At 61.0% G+C, this 22975-nt stretch carries 24 protein-coding genes; 13 read left to right on the top strand and 11 right to left on the bottom strand.

Going from position 1 to position 22975, the window contains the following annotated elements; translation table 11 throughout:
• The first annotated feature begins 149 nt into the window (after positions 1 to 149).
• Together OZ428_RS27595 and OZ428_RS27590 are read left to right on the top strand one after the other, a co-directional pair.
• Positions 150 to 791, top strand: a complete 642-nt coding sequence (locus tag OZ428_RS27595; protein WP_256348888.1) for a DUF6036 family nucleotidyltransferase — start codon at positions 150 to 152, stop codon at positions 789 to 791.
• Positions 775 to 1227, top strand: a complete 453-nt coding sequence (locus tag OZ428_RS27590) for a hypothetical protein (protein ID WP_177112452.1) — start codon at positions 775 to 777, stop codon at positions 1225 to 1227. Before OZ428_RS27595 ends, OZ428_RS27590 begins: the two co-directional genes overlap by 17 nt.
• Before the next feature lie 88 nt (positions 1228 to 1315).
• Here the strand turns inward: OZ428_RS27590 and nagE are convergent, their stop codons facing one another.
• The 7 genes from nagE to OZ428_RS27555 form a co-directional block, all read right to left on the bottom strand.
• Positions 1316 to 3013: an N-acetylglucosamine-specific PTS transporter subunit IIBC gene (nagE, locus tag OZ428_RS27585; RefSeq protein ID WP_269131930.1), complete on the bottom strand. Its 1698-nt coding sequence runs from the start codon at positions 3011 to 3013 to the stop codon at positions 1316 to 1318.
• 27 nt (positions 3014 to 3040) lie between these two features.
• Positions 3041 to 5551, bottom strand: coding sequence for a phosphoenolpyruvate--protein phosphotransferase (ptsP, locus tag OZ428_RS27580; protein WP_269131929.1), 2511 nt, complete (start codon positions 5549 to 5551; stop codon positions 3041 to 3043).
• Between the two features lie 29 nt (positions 5552 to 5580).
• Positions 5581 to 6603: an SIS domain-containing protein gene (locus tag OZ428_RS27575; RefSeq protein WP_269131928.1), complete on the bottom strand. Its 1023-nt coding sequence runs from the start codon at positions 6601 to 6603 to the stop codon at positions 5581 to 5583.
• Positions 6584 to 7690, bottom strand: coding sequence for an N-acetylglucosamine-6-phosphate deacetylase (gene nagA, locus OZ428_RS27570; protein WP_269131927.1), 1107 nt, complete (start codon positions 7688 to 7690; stop codon positions 6584 to 6586). The genes OZ428_RS27575 and nagA overlap by 20 nt, the downstream gene beginning before the upstream one ends.
• A 10-nt stretch (positions 7691 to 7700) precedes the next feature.
• Entirely contained in the window at positions 7701 to 8459 is a 759-nt protein-coding gene (locus OZ428_RS27565; protein WP_016977704.1) for a GntR family transcriptional regulator, read from the bottom strand.
• A 264-nt stretch (positions 8460 to 8723) separates the two neighbouring features.
• Positions 8724 to 9227 carry a L,D-transpeptidase family protein gene (locus OZ428_RS27560; protein WP_269131926.1) on the bottom strand — a complete coding sequence of 168 codons (504 nt, stop codon included), beginning with the start codon at positions 9225 to 9227 and terminating at the stop codon, positions 8724 to 8726.
• A 20-nt stretch (positions 9228 to 9247) separates the two neighbouring features.
• A complete protein-coding gene (locus OZ428_RS27555) occupies positions 9248 to 9796 on the bottom strand; it encodes an NUDIX hydrolase (protein ID WP_269131925.1) in 549 nt (182 codons plus the stop codon).
• Between the two features lie 149 nt (positions 9797 to 9945).
• On the opposite strand from OZ428_RS27555, the gene OZ428_RS27550 reads away from it, so the two are divergent.
• The 5 genes from OZ428_RS27550 to purT all read left to right on the top strand — a co-directional run bounded on the left by OZ428_RS27550 (position 9946) and on the right by purT (position 13192).
• Positions 9946 to 10548, top strand: coding sequence for a CoA pyrophosphatase (locus OZ428_RS27550; protein WP_033898592.1), 603 nt, complete (start codon positions 9946 to 9948; stop codon positions 10546 to 10548).
• Between the two features lie 36 nt (positions 10549 to 10584).
• On the top strand, positions 10585 to 11109 hold the full coding sequence (locus OZ428_RS27545; protein ID WP_028617818.1) for a gamma carbonic anhydrase family protein: 525 nt from the start codon (positions 10585 to 10587) through the stop codon (positions 11107 to 11109).
• Positions 11106 to 11321: a DUF1289 domain-containing protein gene (locus tag OZ428_RS27540; protein WP_269131924.1), complete on the top strand. Its 216-nt coding sequence runs from the start codon at positions 11106 to 11108 to the stop codon at positions 11319 to 11321. The genes OZ428_RS27545 and OZ428_RS27540 overlap by 4 nt, the downstream gene beginning before the upstream one ends.
• 152 nt (positions 11322 to 11473) lie before the next feature.
• Entirely contained in the window at positions 11474 to 11941 is a 468-nt protein-coding gene (locus tag OZ428_RS27535) for a VUT family protein (RefSeq protein ID WP_015885703.1), read from the top strand.
• Between the two features lie 69 nt (positions 11942 to 12010).
• Positions 12011 to 13192, top strand: coding sequence for a formate-dependent phosphoribosylglycinamide formyltransferase (gene purT / locus OZ428_RS27530; protein WP_178955256.1), 1182 nt, complete (start codon positions 12011 to 12013; stop codon positions 13190 to 13192).
• A gap of 66 nt (positions 13193 to 13258) precedes the next feature.
• Here the strand turns inward: purT and OZ428_RS27525 are convergent, their stop codons facing one another.
• The 3 genes from OZ428_RS27525 to OZ428_RS27515 all read right to left on the bottom strand — a co-directional run bounded on the left by OZ428_RS27525 (position 13259) and on the right by OZ428_RS27515 (position 16858).
• The gene (locus tag OZ428_RS27525) at positions 13259 to 14572 is read right to left on the bottom strand and encodes an MFS transporter (protein ID WP_061433966.1); all 1314 of its coding nucleotides are present in this window, start codon (positions 14570 to 14572) and stop codon (positions 13259 to 13261) included.
• A gap of 222 nt (positions 14573 to 14794) precedes the next feature.
• Positions 14795 to 16033, bottom strand: coding sequence for a transporter associated domain-containing protein (locus OZ428_RS27520; RefSeq protein ID WP_269131923.1), 1239 nt, complete (start codon positions 16031 to 16033; stop codon positions 14795 to 14797).
• A 12-nt stretch (positions 16034 to 16045) separates the two neighbouring features.
• Positions 16046 to 16858: a cytochrome C assembly family protein gene (locus OZ428_RS27515; RefSeq protein ID WP_425504243.1), complete on the bottom strand. Its 813-nt coding sequence runs from the start codon at positions 16856 to 16858 to the stop codon at positions 16046 to 16048.
• Positions 16859 to 17078: 220 nt separating this feature from the next.
• Here OZ428_RS27515 and ffh point away from each other — a divergent pair, with 220 nt between their 5' ends.
• The 6 genes from ffh (at position 17079) to OZ428_RS27485 (ending at position 21146) form a co-directional block, all read left to right on the top strand.
• Entirely contained in the window at positions 17079 to 18455 is a 1377-nt protein-coding gene (ffh, locus tag OZ428_RS27510; RefSeq protein ID WP_003193965.1) for a signal recognition particle protein, read from the top strand.
• Positions 18456 to 18705: 250 nt separating this feature from the next.
• Positions 18706 to 18957 carry a 30S ribosomal protein S16 gene (gene rpsP / locus OZ428_RS27505; protein ID WP_003175899.1) on the top strand — a complete coding sequence of 84 codons (252 nt, stop codon included), beginning with the start codon at positions 18706 to 18708 and terminating at the stop codon, positions 18955 to 18957.
• Between the two features lie 5 nt (positions 18958 to 18962).
• Positions 18963 to 19499 (top strand): ribosome maturation factor RimM, encoded by a 537-nt coding sequence (gene rimM / locus OZ428_RS27500; protein WP_033898585.1) that lies wholly within the window; start codon positions 18963 to 18965, stop codon positions 19497 to 19499.
• The gene (trmD, locus tag OZ428_RS27495) at positions 19481 to 20254 is read left to right on the top strand and encodes a tRNA (guanosine(37)-N1)-methyltransferase TrmD (protein WP_016977714.1); all 774 of its coding nucleotides are present in this window, start codon (positions 19481 to 19483) and stop codon (positions 20252 to 20254) included. Before rimM ends, trmD begins: the two co-directional genes overlap by 19 nt.
• 45 nt (positions 20255 to 20299) lie before the next feature.
• The gene (rplS, locus tag OZ428_RS27490; protein WP_003175895.1) at positions 20300 to 20650 is read left to right on the top strand and encodes a 50S ribosomal protein L19; all 351 of its coding nucleotides are present in this window, start codon (positions 20300 to 20302) and stop codon (positions 20648 to 20650) included.
• Positions 20651 to 20732: 82 nt separating this feature from the next.
• Complete coding sequence (locus tag OZ428_RS27485) at positions 20733 to 21146, top strand: acyl-CoA thioesterase (protein ID WP_016977715.1); 414 nt, start codon at positions 20733 to 20735, stop codon at positions 21144 to 21146.
• On the opposite strand, the gene OZ428_RS27480 is transcribed toward OZ428_RS27485, so the two are convergent.
• The gene (locus OZ428_RS27480) at positions 21147 to 22955 is read right to left on the bottom strand and encodes a cation:proton antiporter (RefSeq protein ID WP_269131922.1); all 1809 of its coding nucleotides are present in this window, start codon (positions 22953 to 22955) and stop codon (positions 21147 to 21149) included.
• Positions 22956 to 22975: the final 20 nt, after the last annotated feature.

Here is a 22975-nt window from a genome sequence, read left to right as displayed (position 1 = left end):
GCGTACAGGTGCCTCGGACCTTTCCGACAGACCTTTCAGGTTGTCCCTCGGAACCTGGGTCAATAGCCTTCTTCGGTCGCTGTCGGCTCAGTGATCGGGATCTGATTTCAAGGCCCGTCCAGCAATATTGCTCTCGGGTCTGATATTCAATGATGGAATTGCCTGATAACGTCGCTCCGCGCCTAAACACCAGTAGTGCACTAGGGAAAGCCCTGGTTTCAATGTTCAAATCCATCGAAGTGGAATTGATGCTTGAAGGGGCTGGACCTGGCTCGGTCAAGGTCATTGTCTTCGGCGGTTGCGCTGTTCATTTATACACGCACCACCGTATTTCCACGGATGTTGATGCGGAGATTTATTGCGCGAGTTTTCGAAATAAGCTGCGCCTTCAGACACTGTTGGCGGAATTTCCAGAGCAGTTTTTTGATGAGCGATCTGGGCGCGTCATGGAACTGAACTACGACCTCCAATACAACACTAGCTTTGGCCCGCTGCACGAAGATTATTGGGAACGAAGTCTTCCCCTGGACGAGTTTCCTGCACAATCCGCATTGCACTTGCATATAGCAGCTCCTATCGACATTGCTATCTCCAAATTGGCTAGAGCTACCGATCAGGATGTAAGCGATATCAAGGCACTGCTCAGGGCGGGCTTCATCGTGACCGCTGAGCTCCGTCGGCTGGCGCTGCAGGCGATTGATATGTATGTTGGCAACAAAGAGCCACCCAGATCCATTCTGAACACTATTTTGCACGATTATCTGGAGACAGCAGATGGCGAAGCCTTTTAACGCTCCCGTCCTCTCGTCCGCGTTGGATACGCTGGTTAAAAGTCCTTTGAATCAGGCCGATGATGAGGCGCTGGTGTGTGCCGCGAAGGCTGTCTGGTACTCGGACGCGAACCTTGTCGGTGAAGTGAAAAACTTTTTAGATGCTCACTCCAGCGAATTGGAACTTCGTCGTGCAGGGTATCTGCTGGAGCGCTTCACACGCTTTTCGTGTGTAACGGATAGTCGGATTTTAGAAGCGTTGCACGCTATTGAGCTGTTTTCGGCGACCGCTTCCAAACAGGATGTGAAGCCTTTGGGCGTTGTTGCACTGCGCAGCCGCCGTGATGAACTGGCGGTGTCCTGGGGGCTGAGTGAGGGGTTGGGTTTGAAGGTTCAAGCGCTGATGCCTTTTCAGACCCGCCATTACGAAGCGGAGCAACGTGGGGCGTCTGCCTAGGCGCTGATTGCGATTAAAGAACCCGGCTTAGGCCGGGTTTTTGCTGTGTGCCTGTGGCGAGGGAGCAAGCTCCCTCGCCACAGAGTGATCAGGCGTTGATCGGGCGGGCGACCAACCGCTCCAGTGCTTCCCCCAACCCCGACGCCTTGTCACCAATCAACAAGTGCCAAACACCGCTATCCAGTTGGCTAACGCCTTGGCAACCCAGCGCAGTCAGGTCAGCTTCAGACAACACCGAATCATCCCCCAACTTCACCCGTAACCGGGTCATCGCCACCGCTTCCAACTGGCGAACATTTCCCCGGCCACCCAACGCATTCAGCCATTTCTCGGCTTCCTGCACATTCACCGTCACCGGCTTATCCACTGGCGCAACCGCCACCGGTGCACTGGCAACAAACGACGGCATGGCCAGGCGAATCTCATCAGCAATGCTATCGGCCATCGGCCCCACCACCACCTGCAAACTCCCGCCATTCCCCGGCCGCACCACCGCCATGGCACCCAGCGCTTTCAACTCCGCATCCACGGCCTTGTTGCGATCAACCATGTCCAAGCGCAGACGCGTCGTGCATGCCCCCACGCTCAGCAGGTTCTCTGCCCCGCCCAAGGCCTGGATGTAGGCCGTGGCGCGCTGGTTATCCGTCATCACCTCAGCCTGCACCACCTGGATGTCTTCACGCCCCGGCGTTTTCAGGTTGAAGCGGCGAATGCAGTAGTTGAACACGCTGTAATAGATCAGCGCATAGGCCAAACCAACCGGGAATACCAGCCAGCCGTTGGTGGACTTGCCCCAACCCAGCACCATGTCGATAAACCCACCGGAGAAGGTAAACCCGAGGTGGATATTCAGCATATTGGTGACCGCCATCGACAGGCCGGTCAGCACCGCATGGATCAGGTACAGGAACGGCGCCAGGAACATGAAGGCGAACTCAATCGGCTCGGTCACCCCGGTCAGGAACGAAGTCAGCGCCATCGACAGGAAAATCCCGCCCATCACTTTACGGCGCTCCGGCAATGCATTGCGGTACATCGCCAAACACGCAGCCGGCAGGCCAAACAGCATCACGGGAAACATGCCGGTCATGAACTGGCCGCCTTTCGGGTCACCCGCGAAGTAACGCGTCAGGTCACCGGTGACTACCGCGCCGGTCACCGGGTCAGTGAAGGTGCCGAATACAAACCAGGCCATATTGTTGAGGATGTGGTGCAGGCCGGTGACGATCAGCAGGCGGTTGAACACGCCAAACACAAACGCACCCAGGCTGCCGCTTTCCATCAACAACACGCCGAAGCTGTTGATGCCGTGCTGGATCGGCGGCCAGATCAAACCAAAGATCACGCCCAATCCGACCGCACTGAACCCGGTGACGATCGGCACAAACCGTCGCCCACCAAAGAACGCCAGGTACTCCGGCAGCTTGATGTCCTTGAAGCGGTTGTACAGCCCGCCCGCCATCAGGCCACTGGCGATACCGGCAAGCATGCCCATGTTGATGGACGTGTCCATCACCTTGAGCGTGGAGACCATCACCAAGTATCCAATCGCACCCGCCAAACCGGCCGTGCCGTTGTTGTCGCGGGCAAACCCCACGGCGATGCCGATAGCAAAGATCAGCGCCAGGTTGGCGAAGATCGCCTGCCCGGCGTCGTGCATCACCGCGATGTTCAAAAGATCGGTGTCACCCAGGCGCAGCAAGAGGCCGGCGATCGGTAGGATCGCAATCGGCAGCATCAGTGCACGGCCCAGGCGTTGCAGGCCTTCGATGAAATGTTGGTACATGGCGAGTCTCCTTTTTTCTTGTTGTTGTCAGCTCAGCGGCCAGTGGTGTTGACAGGCCTGGCGAACGGCCTTGGCGCTGCTCAGGTCGAGCAGGCCTTGGCTCAATTGCCGGCATTGCGCCGCGTCCAGGTGGCGGACGCGGTCCTTGATCTCTCCAATCTGCGGCGGGCTCACCGACAGCTCGCTGACCCCCAGGCCGACCAGCACCGGCGTGGCGAGCGGATCGGAGGCGAGGGCGCCACACACACCGACCCATCGCCCGTGTTTCGCAGCCCCAGTGCAAGTCTGCGCGATCAGCCGCAGCAGCGCCGGGTGCAGCGCATCGACGCGCGCGGCGAGGCCGGCGTGGTCGCGGTCCATGGCCAGGGTGTATTGGGACAGGTCATTGGTGCCGATGGACAGGAAGTCCGCGTGCTTGGCCAACTGCTCGGCCATCAGCGCGGCGGCGGGGACTTCGATCATCACGCCCAGTTCGGGGCGTTGGGTCAGTTCCAGCTCTACGCACAACTCATCCAGGCGCTGGCGGATCTGCAGCAGCTCATCCACCTCACTGACCATCGGCAGCAGGATGCGGCAGCGCTCCAGTGGGGAGACCTGCAGCAGCGCACGCAGTTGCTGGTCGAGCACTTCCGGGCGCACCTGGGCCAGGCGAATGCCGCGCAGGCCCAGCACCGGATTCGCTTCGACTGGCAGCGGCAGGTAATCGAGTTGCTTGTCGCCGCCCACGTCGATGGTGCGGATGATCACCGACTTGTCGCCCATCGCATCGAGCACTGCCTGATAGGCGTGGCGTTGTTCCTGTTCATCCGGTGCAGTGCGGCGGTCGACGAAGAGAAACTCAGTGCGAAGCAGGCCGACGCCATCTGCGCCGTTTTCAAAGGCTACTTGGGCTTCGGCACTGGAGGCGACGTTGGCGGCGACTTCGATGGTCACGCCATCAGTGGTGCGCGCCGGCTGTTGGGCCTGGGCCTGTTGCTGCTGGCGACGCAGTTTCTGTGCGTCGCGAATCTGGTGCACTTCGGCGTGGCGTGCGTCGCTGGGCGCCAGTTCCAGGCGGCCGTTGGCGGCGTCCAGCACTACGCGTTGGCCTTGGGGCACGTCGAGGACTTCGGCGCCCAACGCAACCACGCAGGGCAAGCCTTTGCCGCGCGCCAGGATCGCCACGTGGGAGGTGGCGCCGCCTTCGGCCATGCAAATGCCGACGGCCTGTTGCGCGCTCAGTTGCAGCAGGTCAGACGGGGTCAGTTCATGGGCGCTGACAATCGACCCGGCGGGCAATTCGAAATGCCAGGCTTCACCCAGCAACGCACGCAGTACCCGTTGTTGCAAATCCCGCAGATCGTTGGCGCGTTCGGCAAACAGCGGTTTGCCCAGGGCCAGCAGTACCGCGCATTGCGCCTGGATTGCATCGCGCCAGGCGTGAGTGGCTGCGCTGCCTTGTTCAATGGAACCGGTCGCGGCTTCCAGCAAGTTAGGGTCTTCCATCAGCGCGAGGTGGGCGGCGAAGATGTCTTCTTCTTCGACGTTCTTGCGCTGGCGTGCTTGATCCAGAGTCATGCGGATTTCGCCGCGTACTTGCTCCAGGGCGGTGTCCAGGCGTTGCAGTTGTTCGTCGGCGGCGTGGTTGCCAGTGTCTGCCGGCAGTTCGATACCGGTCAGGCGGAACAACGGTCCGCAGACCAGGCCCGGTGCAGCGCACACGCCTTGCAACACGCCGGCCTCGGTGTTTGCCCGACGAGGTGCAGCAATAACAGGCGTGTGGTGTTCTTCCTTGATGGCGGCGGACAACGCCGCGACCAAGGCCTGCAACGCGGCGTCGGCATCTTTGCCGCGACAGCTCACACGTACCTCATCCCCTTCGCCAATACCCAGGCCCAGCAAGCCAATCAGGCTGTCACACGAAGCGGATTTGTCACCGAAATGCAGCTGCGCCTGGCTGCTGAAACCCTGGGCCGTCTTGCGGATCAACGCCGCCGGGCGCGCATGCAAACCGCCGCGATGGGTGATGCGCACGCTGGCGCTGACTTCAGCGTCCGAGTTATCCACAGCGGTTTGAACCGCTGCCGTCGAACGCGCCACGACCTGCAACAACGGCTCACCCACCTTAACCGATTGCCCGGCTACCGAACGCAATTCAAAGCGCTCGCCATTGGTCAGGATGATCAGGCTGACCAGGCTCTTGCACTGGCGCGCAATGCGGTCCAGGTCAAACTGCACCAACGCCTGGCCCTTGCTCACCCGTGCGCCTTCCTTCACCAGTAAGGCAAAGCCTTCGCCATTCAGTTCCACCGTATCGATGCCCACATGCATCAACACCTCGGCACCGTTCTCGGCGCGAATCGTCAGGGCGTGCCCGGTGCGTGCGACATGGATGATCACGCCGTCACAGGGTGCATGCAGGCAATCGTTCAGGGGGTCGATGGCAATACCATCGCCCATGGCGCCGCTTGCGAACACTTCGTCGGGAACGTTGCCCAGGGTCAGTACGGGCCCGCTTAACGGGGCGCTGAGGGTCAATTGATTATTGTTGTAGGACATGGGCACGGTACTCATCAGGAAAGCGCGACTCAGTGAGTGCGGGTAACTTTGCTCAGGTGTCGCGGCTGGTCCGGGTCCATGCCCCGGGCCTCTGCCAAACCTGCCGCCATCACGTAGAAACTCTGGATCGCCAGGATCGGGTCAAGGGTCGGGTGTTCGGCGCGGCTCAGGGTCAGGTCGCGCTCGACGATATCGTCCGGCGCAGCCAGCAATACGCGGGCGCCGCGTTGGCGCATGTCGGCGGCCAGGCTCAGCAGGCCGGCCTGCTCGGCGCCGCGCGGGGCGAACACCAGCAAGGGGTAGTTGTCACCGATCAAAGCCATCGGTCCGTGGCGCACCTCCGCGCTGCTGAAGGCTTCGGCCTGGATCGCTGAGGTTTCCTTGAGCTTGAGCGCAGCTTCCTGGGCGATGGCAAAACCGGCGCCACGACCGATGACCATTAATTGCTGGCAGTCGCGCAGGGCGTCGATGGCAACCGTCCAATCTTGCTGGGCGGCGGCACGCAGGTCATCGGGCAGGGCGCGGCAGGCTTGTAGCAACGCGGTTTCCTGATTCCAGTGGCCGATCAACTGCGCGCTGGCGCTGAGGGTGGCGATAAAACTTTTGGTCGCGGCCACGCTGTGTTCCGGCCCGGCGCACAGCGGCACATGGAATTCGCAGGCGGCTTCCAAGGGCGAGTCTTCGGCGTTGACCAGCGAAATACTCAGGGCCCCGCGCTTGCGTAGCAGACGCAGGCTGTTCACCAAGTCCGGACTTTGCCCCGACTGGGAGAAGCCAAACGCCACCTGGCCGCTGACTTTCATCGGCGCTTGCAACAAGGTCACCACTGACATCGGCAACGACGCCACCGGAATGCCGACGTGCTGCATGGTCAGGTAGGCGAAATAGCTGGCGGCATGGTCCGAGCTGCCACGGGCGATGGTCATCGCCACTTGCGGCGGCTGGCGGCGCAGGCGGCCGGCGATTTCTTCCAACGCCGGGTCCAGGCGTTGCAGTTGGGCGGCGACGGCGTCGCAGGAGGCCAGGGCCTCTTCAAGCATTTTTGAAGTCAATGGTTTCTCCTTCGACCATTACGTCGGTGAGTGTCAGGGAGCGGTCCAGGCGCACGCAGTCGGCAAAGCTGCCGGGGTGCAGGCGGCCGCGTTCTTCCAGGCCCAGGTAGTCCGCAGGAAATTGCGACAGGCGTTGTGAGGCTTCGCTGATGGGCAGGCCGATCTTCACCAGGTTGCGCAGCGCCTGGTCCATGGTCAGCGTGCTGCCGGCCAAGGTGCCGTCGGCCAGACGCACGCCGCCCAGGCATTTGGTCACGGTGTGGCTGCCCAGCTTGTACTCACCGTCGGGCATGCCGGCAGCGGCGGTGGAATCGGTGACGCAATACAGGCACGGGATCGAGCGCAAGGCCACGCGCATGGCGCCGGGGTGCACGTGGAGCAGATCCGGGATCAATTCGGCGTATTGGGCGTGGGCCAACGCGGCGCCGACGATGCCCGGCTCGCGGTGATGCAACGGGCTCATCGCGTTATACAAATGGGTGAAGCTGGTGGCACCGGCGGCGAGGGCGGCGACGCCTTCTTCGTAGCTGCCCAGGGTGTGGCCGATCTGCATGCGCACGCCGCGTTCGCTGAGGGCGCGAATCAGGGCATCGTGGCCGGCGATTTCCGGTGCGATGGTGATCACGCGGATCGGCGCCAGGCGCAGGTAGGCTTCCACTTCGGCCATCAACGCGGTGTGGGCGAAGTTGGGTTGGGCGCCGAGTTTTCCGGGATTGATGTAGGGCCCTTCCAGATGCACGCCGAGTACACGCGCGCTGCCGGTAGGACGTTGCTCGCAGAAGGTGCCGAGCTGGCCGAGTACACGGGAGATTTCCTCCACCGGAGCGGTCATGGTGGTGGCCAGCAACGAGGTGGTGCCAAAGCGCACGTGGGTGCGGGTGATGGTTTCGAACGCATCGCGGCCTTCCATGATGTCCGCGCCGCCACCGCCGTGCACGTGCAGGTCGATAAAGCCCGGCAGCAGGTAGGGCAGGTCGTTGTCAGTCGGGTCGCAAGGCGTACCTTCAATGGCGACCACTTTGCCGTGTTCGTGCACCAGGCGGCCGCGAATCCAGCCGCTGGGCGTGAGGATGTTGTCTTCGGACATGGGCAGTTCTCTAAATTCGCAGTTCAGCGGAATAGTCGTGGCGACGCAGTTCTGCGACGAAGTCGTAGTAGTCGTTGCGGCAATAGGTGTCGGTGATTTCGATCGGGGTGTTGTCGGCGGTGTAGCCGACCCGGGTCATCAGCAGCATGGCGGTGCCGGGGGCGATGCCAACCAGCTTGGCAAACTCGTCCGAGGCGTTGATCGCCTGGATATGCTGCAGGGCGCGCACCACCGGTTTGCCAATGCCTTCCAGGTATTCGTACAGCGAGTGGCCGATGGCTTGTGGCTGTGGCAGCACCGAGGCGGGCATGGTGGTCATTTCAATCGCCATCACCGTGTCGTCCGCCTTACGCAAGCGTTTCAGACGTGCCACTTTGTCGGCGGGCGACAGGCCCAGGCGGATCATCTCTTCGTGGGTCGGCTGGGTCAGCTCACGCTCCAGCCATTGGGAGCTGGGCACAAAACCCTTGAGCCGCAGCATCTCGCTGAACCCCGACAGGCGCGACAGCGGCTGTTCCAAACGTGGCGAAATATAGGTGCCGGAACCTTGGTTGCGGCGGATCAGCCCTTGGGCAAACAACACTTCCAACGCCTTGCGTGCGGTGACGCGCGAAATGCTCAATTGCTCGCTGAGTACGCGTTCTGACGGCAGTGCCTGCTCGGACGTCCACTGGCCGGCGTGGATCGCCGCTTCCAGTTTGCGCGCCAATTGCAGGTACAGCGGCGTGGATTGTTTGTCGTCGGGGCGCAGGGCCAGGATGGGATTCATCGTTCAGGTTTCCGATGCGGTTATTGGAGTGTTGTCGCCCGGTATGGGCCGGAAATTAATACCACTTAAATACCATGTCAATGCGGCCAAAACGGTGCAAGCATTGGTTTCAGGGCCCCGCAATGGGGCCTGGTATCAAGTGGTATTAGAGAGGTTTTTATTGCGCGCAGAACGGCGCAGCCCGCGGGGGTGAACTGGTATTCACTGGCGGGCGCAGGGCAGGGTAGGAATTTTTTTTCGAATTATTTTACGAACGGTACGGGATTACGGACGAATCTCGATGAGGGTGCCGTCTTTGACCAGGTTCCACACTTCGCGCATGTCCACGTTGCGCATGCCGATGCAGCCGTCGGTCCAGTCCAGGGTGTGGAACCACTGTTCCGGGTAATCCTCGGTGTCGGGGGTGCCGTGGATCATGATCATGCTACCGGGCTTCACGCCTTCGCGGCGAGCGCGGGCGGCGTCGCTGATGTTCGGGTAGGAGATGTGCATGGCCAGGTTGAAGCGGTCGCTGGTCTTGCGCCAGTCGATCCAGTACAGGCCCTCTGGCGTGCGGCGGTCGCCCTCGATCAGCTTGTGGCCCTTGGGGTTCTTGCCCAGGGAAATGCGGTAGGTCTTGAACGGTTTGCCGTCGTTGATCAACTGCAACTGATGGGCGGACTTGAGCACCAGGACTTTTTCCACAGGCTTGCCGCCCAGGGTTTGCACCGTGGAAGCCGATGACAGGGTAGCGAACGACAGGCAGATGAAAGCAAGCACCCAACGCATCAAAGACGGTATCCCTCGTGTCATGGCGCGTGCTTGCCCATGGGTGGCACGGCCTCGCTGCGCACCGGGAACGACTGTTGCCTGCGGTCAGCGAAAAAGTATTCCAGGGTACGTCCGACCGTGCGGAACGCCAGCTCGGACCAGGGGATGTCGGCTTCGTCGAACAGCTGCACTTCCAGGCTTTCGGGGCCGGCGGCGAAGTCCAGGTCGAGCAGCTCGGCGCGGTAGAAAATGTGCACCTGGTTGATGTGCGGCACGTCGATCAGCGTGTAGATGTTCAGGTTGTGCACGCGGGCGCAGGCTTCTTCCTGGGTTTCGCGCATGGCGGCCTGTTCCACGGTCTCGCCGTTTTCCATGAAGCCTGCGGGCAGGGTCCAGTAGCCCAGGCGCGGCTCGATGGCGCGGCGGCACAGCAGCACTTTATCGCCCCACACTGGCACGGTGCCGGCGACGATATTGGGGTTCTGGTAGTGGATGGTCGAGCAGTGATCACACACAAAGCGCAGGCGGCCGTCGCCTTCGGGGATGCGTTGGGTAACCGGTTTACCGCACTGGCTGCAGAAATTCATGCTGGGGTTCCTGGAAAGTGCGTCTATCTTGGCGTGACGGGCAGGGCGCTGCAACAAGTTGTCGTTTAGCGACACGGCGCGGGTTTTGGGGTTGGGCACCCGCGAGCTTTGGTGCATGATGCAAGGTAGCCAACAGACCGAGATGACTCATGCTGGACGAGCTACTTCGCCGGGTAAGCAATCACACCCCCCATACGCTTGAGACCGACGGGCGTTTCCCCGAGGCCGCGGTGCTGGTGCCGATTACCCGCAGTGACGAACCTGAGCTGATCCTGACCCTGCGCGCCAGTGGCCTGTCGACCCATGGTGGCGAAGTGGCTTTTCCCGGTGGACGCCGTGATCCAGAAGACCCGGACCTGATTTTCACCGCGCTACGTGAAGCGGAAGAAGAGATCGGCCTGCCGCCCGGCCTGGTGGAAGTCATCGGCCCACTGAGCCCGTTGATCTCTCTGCATGGCATTCGGGTTACGCCGTATGTCGGCGTCATCCCCGATTACGTCGAATACCTGGCCAACGATGCCGAAATTGCTGCCGTCTTCAGTGTGCCTTTGGACTTCTTCCGACAGGACCCGCGCGAACATACCCACAGGATCGATTACCAGGGCCGTAGTTGGTATGTGCCGAGCTATCGATTCGGCGAATACAAGATCTGGGGGCTGACGGCGATCATGATCGTCGAGTTGATCAACCTGCTCTATGACGACGCCCAGATCAGCCTGCACCAGCCCCCCAAGAGTTTCATCAACATCTAAGCCATCGCTTGAATGGCAACGCCGTGAGGAAACACCATGAAATACCGCTTGGGCGACGCCCGCGTCGAGACGCATCCACACAGCTGGGTGGCACCGAATGCCACGCTGGTGGGCAAGGTCAAGCTGGAGGAGGGCGCCAACGTCTGGTTCAACGCGGTGTTGCGTGGCGACAACGAACTGATCCTGATTGGCAAGAACAGCAACGTGCAGGACGGCAGCGTGATGCACACCGACATGGGCTACCCGCTGACCCTGGGCACCGGCGTGACCATCGGCCATAACGCCATGTTGCACGGTTGCACGGTGGATGATTACAGCCTGATCGGCATCAACGCGGTGATCCTCAATGGCGCCAAGATCGGCAAGCATTGCATCATCGGCGCCAATTCGCTGATTGGCGAAGGTAAGGAAATTCCCGATGGCTCGTTGGTGATGGGCTCACCGGGCAAGGTGGTGCGTGAATTGACCGATGCGCAGAAGCGTATGCTTGAAGCCAGCGCCGCGCACTATGTACACAACTCGCAGCGTTATGCGCGTGACCTGGTCGAGCAGGAAGAATGAACCCGACTGAACGCCCCGTCGCCTCGCCGTGCGTGAGCATTTGTGCGCTGGACGATGACGATATTTGCACCGGCTGCCAGCGCACGGTGGATGAGATTACGCGTTGGAGCCGCATGGACAATGCCGAGCGCCGAGTGGTGTTGGGGTTGTGCCATGAGCGGGCGAAGGCGAGTGGGTTGGTGTGGATGATTCCCGGGAAATCTGGTGCCTGAAAGACCGCTATCGCAGGCAAGCCAGCTCCCACATTTGAAGGTATTCACAATTCAAACTGTGGGAGCTGGCTTGCCTGCGATGAGGCCCTCCCAGACGACATATTTCCAAATGTGAAGTAACCTGTGCCCCTTGTTCACAGGTCCACTTTCCCATGCTCTTCCTGATCGCCTACATCAGCAGCGTCGTGCTGATCAACTTCGCCTTCTCCACCGCCCCGCACCTGGACGTCATCTGGTCCGCCTGGGGCGGCCTGGTCTTTATCCTGCGCGACATGGTGCAAACCCGCTTCGGCCACGGCGCGATCATCGCCATGCTGGCCGCGCTGGTGCTGTCGTACGTGACGTCCGACCCGGCCATTGCCCTGGCCAGCGCCACGGCGTTCGCGGTGTCCGAGTGCATCGACTGGCTGGTGTTCAGCATCACCAAGCGCCCGCTGCACGACCGCCTGTGGATAAGTTCGGCGCTGAGTATTCCTCTCGATACCTTCATCTTCTTCGGCTTGATCGGCGCGCTCACTCCAGCGGTAGCGGGCACCGCGCTGGTGTCGAAATTCGCCGGGGTCACGGTGGTGTGGCTGATCATGGCCTGGCGCATCCGCAAGCGCGCCGTCGCCAACTGAGGCCAATTGCTGCAGTTCATGTAAAATGCCGGCCTTTCTCCCAATGATCCGCTCCCCTGAGGACCTGAGATGACCCGAATCGGAACTCCATTGTCGCCAACCGCGACCCGCGTTTTGCTGTGTGGCTGCGGTGAGCTGGGCAAGGAAGTGGTAATCGAACTGCAACGCCTGGGCGTTGAAGTGATTGCCGTGGATCGCTACGCCAATGCGCCGGCCATGCAGGTGGCGCACCGTAGCCACGTTATCAACATGCTCGACGGCGCCGCGCTGCGTGCGGTGATCGAAGCCGAGAAGCCGCACTTCATCGTGCCGGAAATCGAGGCCATCGCCACCGCCACCCTGGTAGAGCTGGAAGCCGAAGGCTTCACCGTGATCCCGACCGCACGCGCCACCTCGCTGACCATGAATCGTGAAGGCATCCGCCGCTTGGCCGCTGAAGAGCTGGACCTGCCGACCTCGCCGTACCACTTCGCCGATACGTTCGAAGACTACAGCAAGGCCGTGCAAGACCTGGGCTTCCCTTGCGTGGTCAAGCCGGTGATGAGTTCGTCGGGCAAGGGCCAGAGCCTGCTGCGCAGTGCCGACGACGTGCAGAAAGCCTGGGACTACGCCCAAGAAGGCGGCCGTGCCGGTAAAGGCCGCGTGATCATTGAAGGCTTTATCGATTTCGACTACGAAATTACTTTGTTGACCGTGCGTCACATCGGCGGCACCACGTTCTGTGCACCGGTTGGCCACCGTCAGGAGAAGGGCGACTACCAGGAATCCTGGCAGCCGCAGGCCATGAGCCCGATTGCCCTGGCCGAATCCGAGCGCGTCGCCAAAGCGGTGACCGAGGCCCTGGGCGGTCGTGGTCTGTTTGGCGTTGAGCTGTTCATCAAGGGTGATCAGGTGTGGTTCAGCGAAGTCTCGCCGCGCCCGCATGACACCGGTTTGGTGACCCTGATTTCCCAGGACCTGTCGCAGTTCGCGCTGCACGCGCGCGCCATCCTGGGCTTGCCGATCCCGTTGATCCGTCAGTTCGGGCCTTCGGCTTCGGCGGTGATTTTGGTGGAAGGGCAGTCGACCCAGACCGCGTTCGCCAACCTCGGCGCTGCGCTGAGCGAGCCGGACACGGCGTTGCGTCTGTTTGGTAAGCCGGAAGTGAATGGTCAGCGTCGGATGGGTGTGGCGTTGGCGCGGGATGCGTCGATTGAAGCGGCTCGGGCTAAAGCGACCCGTGCTTCGAAGGCTGTTGTTGTAGAGCTGTAACCGCGTCGCGTCTATCGCCGGCAAACCAGCTCCTGTAGGAGCCGGCTTGCCGGCGATAGCGATCTATCAGGCGACCTTGTTCAAATCGTTATCCCGCGTCTCTTTCAGGCACAGCACAGCAATCAAGCTGAGCAACGCTGCCGCCGACACATACCCACCGACATAACTCAGCCCACCCATCGCCACCAGCTTGGTCGCGAAGAACGGTGCGGCCGACGCGCCCACAATCCCACCCAGGTTATACGCCGCCGAAGCGCCGGTATAACGCACGCGAGTCGGGAACAGTTCTGGCAGCATGGCGCCCATCGGCGCGAAGGTCACGCCCATCAGGAACAGCTCCAGCGCCAGGAACAAAGCCACGGCCCAGGTCGAGCCGTGGGTCAGCAACGGCTCCATGGTGAAGCCCGACAGGATCGCCAGGATCGCGCCGACGATCAGCACCGGCTTGCGCCCGTAGCGGTCGCTGGCCAACGCCGCCAATGGCGTCGCCAGTCCCATGAACAGCACCGCAAAGCACAGCAGGCCGAGGAAGGTCTCGCGGCTGTAGCCCAGGGTTGAAACGCCATAACTCAGGGAAAACGCGGTGGTGATGTAGAACAGCGCGTAACACACCACCATCGACGCAGCGCCCAGCAACACCGGCAGCCAATGCTGGCTGAACAATTCCACCAGCGGCACCTTGACCGGCGCTTCCTTGGCGACGGCGTTGGCGAACACCGGCGTTTCATGCAGCTTCAGCCGTGCATACAGGCCAACCATCACCAGCGCAGCGCTGAGGATGAACGGGATGCGCCAGCCCCAGCTGCGGAATTGTTCGTCGTTCAGGCTCATGGCCAGGATCAGGAACAGACCGTTGGCCGCCAGGAAGCCGATCGAAGGGCCCAGCTGCGGGAACATGCCAAACCAGGCACGTTTGCCCTTGGGCGCATTCTCGGTCGCCAGCAGCGCCGCGCCGCCCCATTCACCGCCCAAGCCCAGGCCCTGGCCAAAACGCAGCACACACAAGAGGATCGGCGCCCAAGCCCCGATGCTGTCATAGCCGGGCAGTAAGCCAATCAGCGTGGTACACACGCCCATCAGCAGCAAGGACGCCACCAGTGTGGACTTACGCCCGATGCGGTCGCCAAAGTGGCCGAACAGCGCCGAACCCAGCGGGCGGGCGATAAAGGCGATACCAAAGGTCAGGAACGACGCCAGCATCTGTGCGGTGCCGGAGGTCTGCGGGAAGAACACCGGGCCGATCACCAGCGCAGCGGCCGTGGCGTAGATATAGAAGTCGTAGAACTCGATGGCGGTGCCGACGATGCTTGCCGTGGCAACCCGTGCAGTCGAGTTGGTCGGGGCGGCGGCGGGCGCGGCCTCGTTATACGTGGTGCTCATGGTGGTGTCCCTGATGGTCATTGCGCGTTTGGACGCGGATTATTATTGGTCGAACACCCATGGATCAGGGTTGTGCGCGGGAAGGCTCGGGATGGGAGCGAACACCGGTCAGACACGATAAAGCGGTGCCTGGACACGCTGGGTGCGGGTAGCACGCGGTCGGGCGCGGCTCTGGTAAGCCGCCCCGATTATAGGAAGGGGTTTGCGGATCCAACAAGGGGGTTAAACGGCGACCGGCATCCGGCTGGTGTGCCAGATCAGCACCTTGCTCACGCGGTTGTCCTCGGTCTCGAGGATTTCCAGGCGATAGCGCCCGATTTTCAGGCACACCGCGCAATCCGGAATGGTCTCCAGTGCTTCGGTGACCAGGCCATTGAGGGTCTTGGGGCCGTCGCTGGGCAGGTGCCAGTTCAGGCTTTTGTTCAGCTCGCGGATCGAGGCGGCGCCATCGATGATGTAGCGGCCGTCCGGCTGGGGCTCGATGTGCGGGTTGTCGGCACTCTGTTCGCTTTCGAATTCGCCGACGATTTCTTCGAGGATATCTTCCAGGGTCACGATACCCAGCACTTCGCCGTATTCATCCACCACCATGCCCAGGCGCCGCTGCTGCTTGTGGAAGTTCAGCAGTTGCAGTTGCAGGGGCGTGCTTTCCGGGACGAAGTAGGGTTCGTGGCAGGCGGCGAGCAAGGCCTCTTTGGTCAGGCTGGCATCGGGCAGCAGGTGTTGGATCTGCCGGGTATTGAGCACCGCCTGGACCTGGTTGATGTCACTGTGGAACACCGGCAGGCGCGTGCGCTGGGAGGTGCGCAGTTGCTCGATGATTTCTTCGATCGAGTCATCCAGGTTGATGCCGTCCACTTCGCTGCGCGGTACCAGGATGTCGTTGACGGTGATGTTGTCCAGGGCGTGGATGCCGGGCATGCCTGGGGTGCGGCCTTCGTCGGATTCGGCTTCCGGCTCGTCGTCATGGTCGGGCAGCGGTTCGTCGCTCTTTTTCACGATGCCGGATTTACGTGCGAACGGGCGCAGCAGCAACAGGCTGATGCCATTGAGCAGCCAGGCCAGCGGGTAAAGGATTTTCAGCGGCACGCCCAACAGCGTATTGCCAAAGCCCAGCACGGCCTGCGGATGGCGGACGGCGAGGGCGCGGGGCAGGTAGTCGGCCAGAATCAGCAGAATCGCGCAGGAGATCATCCAGCCCAGCCAAGGCCCGTTCTGCGCCCAGGCGTAAATGGCCAACAGCGTGCAGAGGATCACCACGGCGGCGCGACACAGGCTGTTGCACAAGATCAGGCTGTTACGCGGGAAGCTCAGGCGGGCGGCGGCCTTGTCGCCTTGGCGTGTGCCGGGGCGCAGGGCCAGCAGGTGTTGTTGCGCGGCTTCGATGGCGGTGAACAGTGCGGCCCATAAGACCAGCAGGGCGATTACCGCGAGCATCGGCTCCAGGGGCAAGTTGTCCATGATCGCTGGCCGTCAGATATGCAGGATGTATTCGCGGACCAGCTTGCTGCCGAAATAGGCCAGCATCAGCAGGCAGAAACCGGCCAGGGTCCAGCGGATCGCCTTGTGCCCGCGCCAGCCGAGGCGGTTGCGGCCCCACAGCAACACGCTGAACACCACCCAGGCCAGGCACGCCAGCAGGGTCTTGTGCACCAGGTGCTGGGCGAACAGGTTTTCGACGAACAGCCAGCCGGAGATCAGCGACAGCGACAGCAGCGTCCAACCGGCCCACAGGAAGCCGAACAGCAGGCTTTCCATGGTTTGCAGCGGTGGGAAGTTCTTGATCAGCCCCGAGGGGTGCTTGTGCTTGAGCTGGTGGTCTTGCAGCAGCAGGAGCAGGGCCTGGAACACCGCGATGGTGAACATGCCGTAGGCCAGGATCGACAGCAGGATATGCGCGAGGATGCCCGGTTCTTCATCAATCACCTGCACCGTGCCGGTCGGGGCGAATTGCGCCATCAGCACCGTCAGCATGCCCAGCGGGAATAGCAGCACCAGCAGGTTCTCGACAGGAATCCGGTAGCAAGCCAGCAGGGTCAATGCGATGACGGCGGCCGCGATCAGGCTGGCGGCGCTGAAAAAATCCAGGCCCAGGCCGACGGGGGTCATCAAATGGGTAAACAGGCTGGCAGCATGGGCCAGCAGGGCGAGCACACCCAAGCCGACGAGCAGGCGTTTGTCCGCCTTGGCGCCTTGGGCCAGACGAGTGCCCTGGTAGAGAGTCGCAGCGGCATACAAAAGGGCGGCGGCGAGGCTGGGTAGCAAACTGGGTGACAAAGGGAGCATAAATCCTGTTAGGCAAGCCCGAAAGGCGCTGAGTTTGGCATACCCCCGCGTAACACGAAAGACTCTCAAGCCAGACAGCGGGTGTGCATGACGGCAGTCTTCGCTATAATCCGCGACCTGCCCACGCCGCAGGCTCGCCGAGCGCTGTTTTTAATAGCGATTTACCACAGCCTGGGCCGCCATTACCTCGGTCTATGAATAGGGCCTGAAAGGATCGCGCATGTTTGAAAATCTGACTGACCGTCTCTCGCAGACGCTGCGCCATGTCACCGGCAAGGCCAAGCTGACCGAGGACAATATTAAAGATACCCTGCGCGAAGTGCGCATGGCGTTGCTGGAAGCCGACGTCGCCTTGCCGGTGGTGAAGGACTTCGTCAACTCGGTCAAAGAGCGCGCGGTGGGCACCGAAGTGTCCCGCAGCCTGACACCGGGCCAGGCGTTTGTGAAGATTGTCCAGGCCGAACTCGAAAGCCTGATGGGCGCGGCCAACGAAGATTTGAACCTCAGCGCCGTGCCACCGGCCGTGGTGCTGATGGCCGGTCTGCAGGGTGCGGGTAAGACCACCACCGCTGGCAAGCTGGCGCGCTTCCTTAAAGAGCGCAAGAAGAAGTCCGTGATGGTGGTGTCGGCTGACGTCTACCGTCCGGCGGCCATCAAGCAGCTGGAAATGCTCGCAGGCGAAGTGGGCGTGACCTTCTTCCCGTCCGACCTGAGCCAGAAGCCGGTCGACATCGCGAACGCGGCTATTAAAGAAGCCAAGCTGAAGTTCATCGACGTGGTCATCGTCGATACCGCCGGTCGCCTGCACATCGACGAAGAGATGATGGGCGAGATCAAGGCGCTGCATGCCGCGATCAACCCGGTCGAGACGCTGTTCGTGGTCGACGCCATGACCGGCCAGGATGCGGCCAACACCGCCAAGGCCTTCGGCGACGCGCTGCCGCTGACCGGTGTGATCCTGACCAAGGTCGACGGTGACGCCCGTGGCGGTGCCGCGCTTTCGGTACGTGCCATCACCGGCAAGCCGATCAAGTTCATCGGTATGGGCGAGAAGAGCGAAGCGCTCGAACCGTTCCACCCGGAGCGTATCGCCTCGCGCATCCTCGGCATGGGCGACGTGCTCAGCCTGATCGAACAGGCCGAAGCCACCCTCGACAAGGACAAGGCCGATAAACTGGCCAAGAAGCTGAAGAAGGGCAAGGGCTTCGACCTCGAAGACTTCCGCGACCAGCTGCAACAGATGAAGAATATGGGCGGCCTCGGCGGCCTGATGGACAAGCTGCCGAACATCGGCGGCGTGAACCTGGCGCAGATGGGCAATGCCCAGGGGGCGGCAGAGAAGCAGTTCAAGCAGATGGAAGCCATCATCAATTCCATGACCCCGGCCGAGCGCCGCGACCCTGAGCTGATCAGCGGTTCGCGCAAACGTCGGATCGCCATGGGTTCCGGCACCCAGGTGCAGGACATCGGTCGCTTGATCAAGCAGCACAAGCAGATGCAGAAGATGATGAAGAAATTCTCCGCAAAAGGCGGAATGGCCAAGATGATGCGCGGCATGGGCGGTATGTTGCCCGGCGGCGGCATGCCCAAAATGTAAAGAATTCGAGCAAAAGCCCGCTTTTGCTCCGACCCACAAGGACGTGGGATCTCCAGCAAACCCGCCGTTGGCGGGCGCTGACTCGCCGTTTTAACCGACGGCTCTATAGCAGATCTGAGTGGCACGCTGATAGGCGCCAGAAAAAGACATTTGCAAAAGTCCGGATATTCCTTAGAATATGCGGCCTTTCGGGCACCTATGCCCGCTGTGCATTTAGATTTGCAGCACCGACTACAGGAACGATGTTCACATGCTAACAATCCGTCTTGCCCTTGGCGGCTCCAAAAAGCGCCCGTTTTACCACTTGACCGTAACCGACAGCCGCAACCCGCGTGACGGTTCGCACAAGGAACAGGTTGGTTTCTTCAACCCTGTTGCTCGTGGTCAAGAAGTTCGTCTGTCCGTGAACCAAGAGCGCGTAGCCTACTGGCTGAGCGTGGGTGCACAGCCATCCGAGCGCGTTGCAAAACTGTTGAAGGACTCGGCTAAGGCCGCAGCCTGAGCAATATGAACGCGACGCCAGCTGTTGCTGATGATTTGATCGTTATCGGCAAGATTTACTCTGTTCATGGCGTTCGCGGCGAAGTGAAGGTGTATTCCTTTACTGATCCGACTGAAAACCTGTTGCAGTACAAGACCTGGACGCTCAAGCGCGAAGGGAGTGTGAAGCAGGTTGAGCTGGTCAGTGGACGCGGGAGCGACAAGTTCCTGGTCGCAAAGCTCAAGGGTCTTGATGACCGTGAAGAAGCTCGTCTTCTGGCCGGTTATGAGATCTGCGTGCCGCGAGACCTGTTCCCTGAATTGACCGACGGCGAGTACTACTGGTACCAGCTGGAAGGTCTGAAGGTTATTGATCAACTCGGGCAATTGTTCGGGAAAATCGATCATCTTCTGGAAACCGGCGCCAATGATGTAATGGTGGTCAAGCCTTGCGCTGGCAGTCTGGATGATCGCGAACGCCTGTTGCCCTATACGGCGCAATGCGTGTTGGCCGTCGACCTGGTCGCGGGCGAAATGAAGGTGGAATGGGACGCGGACTTCTAAGCGTGGCTAATTTGCGCATTGAAGTGATCAGTTTGTTTCCCGAGATGTTTTCCGCCATCAGCGAGTACGGCATCACCAGTCGGGCGGTGAAACAGGGGCTGTTGCAGCTCACCTGTTGGAACCCGCGAGACTACACGACGGATCGACATCACACTGTAGACGATCGCCCATTTGGCGGTGGTCCGGGCATGGTGATGAAGATCAAGCCCCTGGAAGACGCGTTGGTTCAGGCCAAGGCTGCCGCCGGGGAGAAGGCGAAGGTAATTTACCTGTCCCCTCAAGGCCGTCAGCTGAAACAGGCTGGGGTCCGCGAACTGGCGAATGAGGAAGCACTGATCCTGATTGCCGGTCGCTATGAAGGCATTGACGAGCGGTTTATTGAAGCTCATGTCGATGAAGAGTGGTCGATTGGGGACTATGTCCTGTCCGGCGGCGAGCTGCCGGCGATGGTCCTGATAGATGCGGTTACACGACTGCTGCCTGGAGCTTTAGGGCATGCGGACTCCGCGGAGGAAGATTCCTTCACGGATGGTTTGCTGGATTGCCCGCACTACACCCGACCGGAGGTGTATGCGGATCAGCGTGTTCCCGACGTATTGCTAAGTGGCAATCACGCACACATCCGGCGTTGGCGTTTACAGCAGTCCCTTGGTCGGACCTATGAACGACGCGCCGATCTTCTGGAAAGCCGCTCGCTTTCTGGAGAAGAGAAGAAGCTGCTCGAGGAATACATCCTCGCGCGGGACGATAGTTAACAACGTATCGATGGTAGGTCCATTGACTTACCTTAGGAGCACAGCATGACTAACAAAATCATCCTTGCACTCGAAGCAGAGCAGATGACCAAAGAGATCCCTACCTTTGCCCCGGGCGACACCATTGTCGTTCAGGTGAAAGTGAAGGAAGGCGACCGTTCGCGTCTGCAAGCGTTCGAAGGCGTGGTAATCGCCAAGCGTAACCGTGGTGTGAACAGTGCTTTCACTGTTCGTAAAATCTCCAACGGTGTTGGCGTAGAGCGTACTTTCCAGACCTACAGCCCGCAAATCGACAGCATGGCCGTCAAGCGTCGCGGTGACGTACGTAAAGCCAAGCTGTACTACCTGCGTGACCTGTCCGGTAAAGCAGCTCGCATCAAGGAAAAACTGGCTTAAGTCCAGCTTCCCGATGCAGAAAAAAGCAGCCTACGGGCTGCTTTTTTGTGCCTGAAATTTGTCTATCTGCCGGTATTTGTCCATGACCACCCGCCTCGAAGAAATCCAGCGCCGCACCGACCTGTCCGTGACCCACGTGACCAAGGCCGTGTTCCCGCCGACCACCAACCACCACAACACCTTGTTTGGCGGCACCGCCTTGGCCTGGATGGATGAAGTGTCGTTCATCACGGCCACCCGTTTCTGCCGCCTGCCGCTGGTGACGGTCTCCACCGACCGCATCGACTTCAACCACGCGATCCCGGCCGGCTCCATCGTTGAGCTGATCGGCCGCGTGATCAAGGTCGGCAACACCAGCCTCAAGGTTGAAGTGGAAGTGTTCGTCGAGAGCATGAGCGCCGATGGTCGCGAGAAGGCGATCCAGGGCGTGTTCAGCTTTGTCGCGATTGACGCCGACAAACGCCCGGTGCCGGTATTGCCTGGGTTTGCCGACTGATCAGCCGGTTGTGTGGTTCTCGGGTTGGATCACGGCTAGCAAGGTCCAACCGGCTATGGGCTTCACACTGCTGTCCGGGGTGACCACATGCACCCACCCGCTGACATCTCGGGCAAACAGCAGCGTGGCGCGTTCCCCATGGAGCGTTTGGTATTGCTCCCAGCCGAAGCCCTCTGTGAGATGCGTGCTATACAGCTCGGCGCCTTGGCCCAATAGGCTGGCGAGCTTGGTGTAACTCAAGGGTTGACTGCCCAGCAACTGGCCACGGTGTTCATGGCTGGCTCGGTGTTTATCGGTGCGGCGGCTCTCCTGGCTGCTGCTCAGGGTGAACAGGCGGTGGCCGAAGTCGTGACGAAAACGCATCGCGGCCAGGGTATTCAGTTCGCCGGACGGGGAGAGCGCCAGCAAATGCCCAAGCCCAACCAGGTCCAGGTGCGATTCGGCATGCTGGGAGGCCGGGTTGCCGAAATAGGTGGGAAGCCCTTCCATCCGACTGGCGCGGATATTTTCCCAGCTTGAGTCCGTCAGCAGCACGCGGCTGCCAAGTTGCTGCAAGGCCTTGCCAAGGATGCGGGCCGGGCCGTTCGCGCCGACGATCAGGAAGCCGCTGGGCGCAGGCTCGGCGACTTTCAGCAGGCGGGCCAAGGGGCGTGCGGTCGCACTTTGCAGCACCACGGTGCCGATGATCACCGCAAAGGTCAGTGGCACCAACAGCAGCGCACCGGCGTGCCCGGCTTCATCCAGGCGAATCGCAAAGATTGCCGACACCGCAGCCGCCACAATCCCGCGCGGGGCGATCCATGCCAGCAGCGCGCGCTCCCGCCAATTCAGTTTCGAGCCGACGGTCGACAGCGCGACGTTCAGAGGGCGGGCGATGAATTGAATGATCAGCAACAGGATCAGTACGAACGGTCCCAGCGCAATCAAGGCGTTCAAGTCCAGGCGTGCCGCCAGCAGGATAAACAGGCCGGAAATCAGCAGCACGCTGAGGTTCTCCTTGAAGTGCAGAATGTGCCGCACATCCACGCCCTTCATGTTGGCCATCCACATGCCCATCAGGGTCACCGCCAGCAAGCCGGATTCATGCATCACTTCGTTTGAGGCGATAAATACCCCCAGCACCCCGGCCAGCGTCGCCAAGTTATGCAGGTATTCCGGCAACCACTGGCGCCGCATGATCTGCCCCAATACCCAGCCGCCAGCTATCCCGAACAGGCTACCGCAGACGATCACCCCGCCGAAGGTCAGCAGGCTATGGCTCAAGCCATCGCCGGAAGCACGGCTGATGATGAAGCTGTACACCACGACGGCCAGCAGGGCGCCGATAGGGTCAATGACAATGCCTTCCCAGCGCAGGATGTTGGCGATGGAGGCCTTGGGGCGCACCACGCGCAACATGGGAACGATGACGGTCGGGCCTGTGACCAAGGTCAGCGTGCCGAACAGCAGTGCGAGCATCCAGTCGAAACCCAGCAGCCAGTGAGTCGCCAAGGTGATCACCGCCCAGGTCGACAGCGCGCCAAGCGTGACCAGGCGATGCACCACGCTGCCGATTTCCTTCCATTCCGACAGGTGCAGGGTCAGGCTGCCTTCAAACAGAATCAGCGCCACCGCCAGCGACACCAGTGGCATCAGCAGAGGGCCGAACATTTCCTGTGGGTCGAGCCAGCCCAGTATCGGTCCTGCCAGAATCCCGCTCAGTAACAGGAACAGAATGGCCGGCAGTTTCAGGCGCCAGGCCAGCCATTGGCAGCCGAGTGCGGCCACGCCAATGCCGCCAAAGGCCAGCAAAATCTGTTGTTCGTTCATTAAAGCTTCCTGTTCCTTGA

The sequence above is a fragment of the Pseudomonas sp. GXZC genome (genome assembly GCF_026967615.1).
Lineage (GTDB): Bacteria > Pseudomonadota > Gammaproteobacteria > Pseudomonadales > Pseudomonadaceae > Aquipseudomonas > Aquipseudomonas azotoformans_A.
Note: the sequence above shows the minus strand (reverse complement) of the source record. Positions and strands in the feature narration are given on the sequence as shown.

Excerpts from the sequence above, each read along its gene's own strand:
- ffh (WP_003193965.1), top strand. The coding sequence starts at position 17,079 with ATGTTTGAAAATCTGACTGACCGTCTCTCGCAGACGCTGCGCCATGTC.
- OZ428_RS27540 (WP_269131924.1), top strand. The coding sequence starts at position 11,106 with ATGAACCCGACTGAACGCCCCGTCGCCTCGCCGTGCGTGAGCATTTGT.
- rpsP (WP_003175899.1), top strand. The coding sequence starts at position 18,706 with ATGCTAACAATCCGTCTTGCCCTTGGCGGCTCCAAAAAGCGCCCGTTT.
- OZ428_RS27535 (WP_015885703.1), top strand. The coding sequence starts at position 11,474 with ATGCTCTTCCTGATCGCCTACATCAGCAGCGTCGTGCTGATCAACTTC.
- trmD (WP_016977714.1), top strand. The coding sequence starts at position 19,481 with ATGGGACGCGGACTTCTAAGCGTGGCTAATTTGCGCATTGAAGTGATC.
- OZ428_RS27565 (WP_016977704.1), bottom strand. The coding sequence starts at position 8,459 with ATGAATCCCATCCTGGCCCTGCGCCCCGACGACAAACAATCCACGCCG.
- OZ428_RS27525 (WP_061433966.1), bottom strand. The coding sequence starts at position 14,572 with ATGAGCACCACGTATAACGAGGCCGCGCCCGCCGCCGCCCCGACCAAC.
- purT (WP_178955256.1), top strand. The coding sequence starts at position 12,011 with ATGACCCGAATCGGAACTCCATTGTCGCCAACCGCGACCCGCGTTTTG.
- OZ428_RS27520 (WP_269131923.1), bottom strand. The coding sequence starts at position 16,033 with ATGGACAACTTGCCCCTGGAGCCGATGCTCGCGGTAATCGCCCTGCTG.
- OZ428_RS27515 (WP_425504243.1), bottom strand. The coding sequence starts at position 16,858 with ATGCTCCCTTTGTCACCCAGTTTGCTACCCAGCCTCGCCGCCGCCCTT.
- ptsP (WP_269131929.1), bottom strand. The coding sequence starts at position 5,551 with ATGTCCTACAACAATAATCAATTGACCCTCAGCGCCCCGTTAAGCGGG.
- OZ428_RS27545 (WP_028617818.1), top strand. The coding sequence starts at position 10,585 with ATGAAATACCGCTTGGGCGACGCCCGCGTCGAGACGCATCCACACAGC.
- nagA (WP_269131927.1), bottom strand. The coding sequence starts at position 7,690 with ATGTCCGAAGACAACATCCTCACGCCCAGCGGCTGGATTCGCGGCCGC.
- nagE (WP_269131930.1), bottom strand. The coding sequence starts at position 3,013 with ATGTACCAACATTTCATCGAAGGCCTGCAACGCCTGGGCCGTGCACTG.
- rplS (WP_003175895.1), top strand. The coding sequence starts at position 20,300 with ATGACTAACAAAATCATCCTTGCACTCGAAGCAGAGCAGATGACCAAA.
- OZ428_RS27590 (WP_177112452.1), top strand. The coding sequence starts at position 775 with ATGGCGAAGCCTTTTAACGCTCCCGTCCTCTCGTCCGCGTTGGATACG.
- OZ428_RS27485 (WP_016977715.1), top strand. The coding sequence starts at position 20,733 with ATGACCACCCGCCTCGAAGAAATCCAGCGCCGCACCGACCTGTCCGTG.
- OZ428_RS27480 (WP_269131922.1), bottom strand. The coding sequence starts at position 22,955 with ATGAACGAACAACAGATTTTGCTGGCCTTTGGCGGCATTGGCGTGGCC.
- rimM (WP_033898585.1), top strand. The coding sequence starts at position 18,963 with ATGAACGCGACGCCAGCTGTTGCTGATGATTTGATCGTTATCGGCAAG.
- OZ428_RS27595 (WP_256348888.1), top strand. The coding sequence starts at position 150 with ATGATGGAATTGCCTGATAACGTCGCTCCGCGCCTAAACACCAGTAGT.
- OZ428_RS27550 (WP_033898592.1), top strand. The coding sequence starts at position 9,946 with ATGCTGGACGAGCTACTTCGCCGGGTAAGCAATCACACCCCCCATACG.
- OZ428_RS27555 (WP_269131925.1), bottom strand. The coding sequence starts at position 9,796 with ATGAATTTCTGCAGCCAGTGCGGTAAACCGGTTACCCAACGCATCCCC.
- OZ428_RS27560 (WP_269131926.1), bottom strand. The coding sequence starts at position 9,227 with ATGCGTTGGGTGCTTGCTTTCATCTGCCTGTCGTTCGCTACCCTGTCA.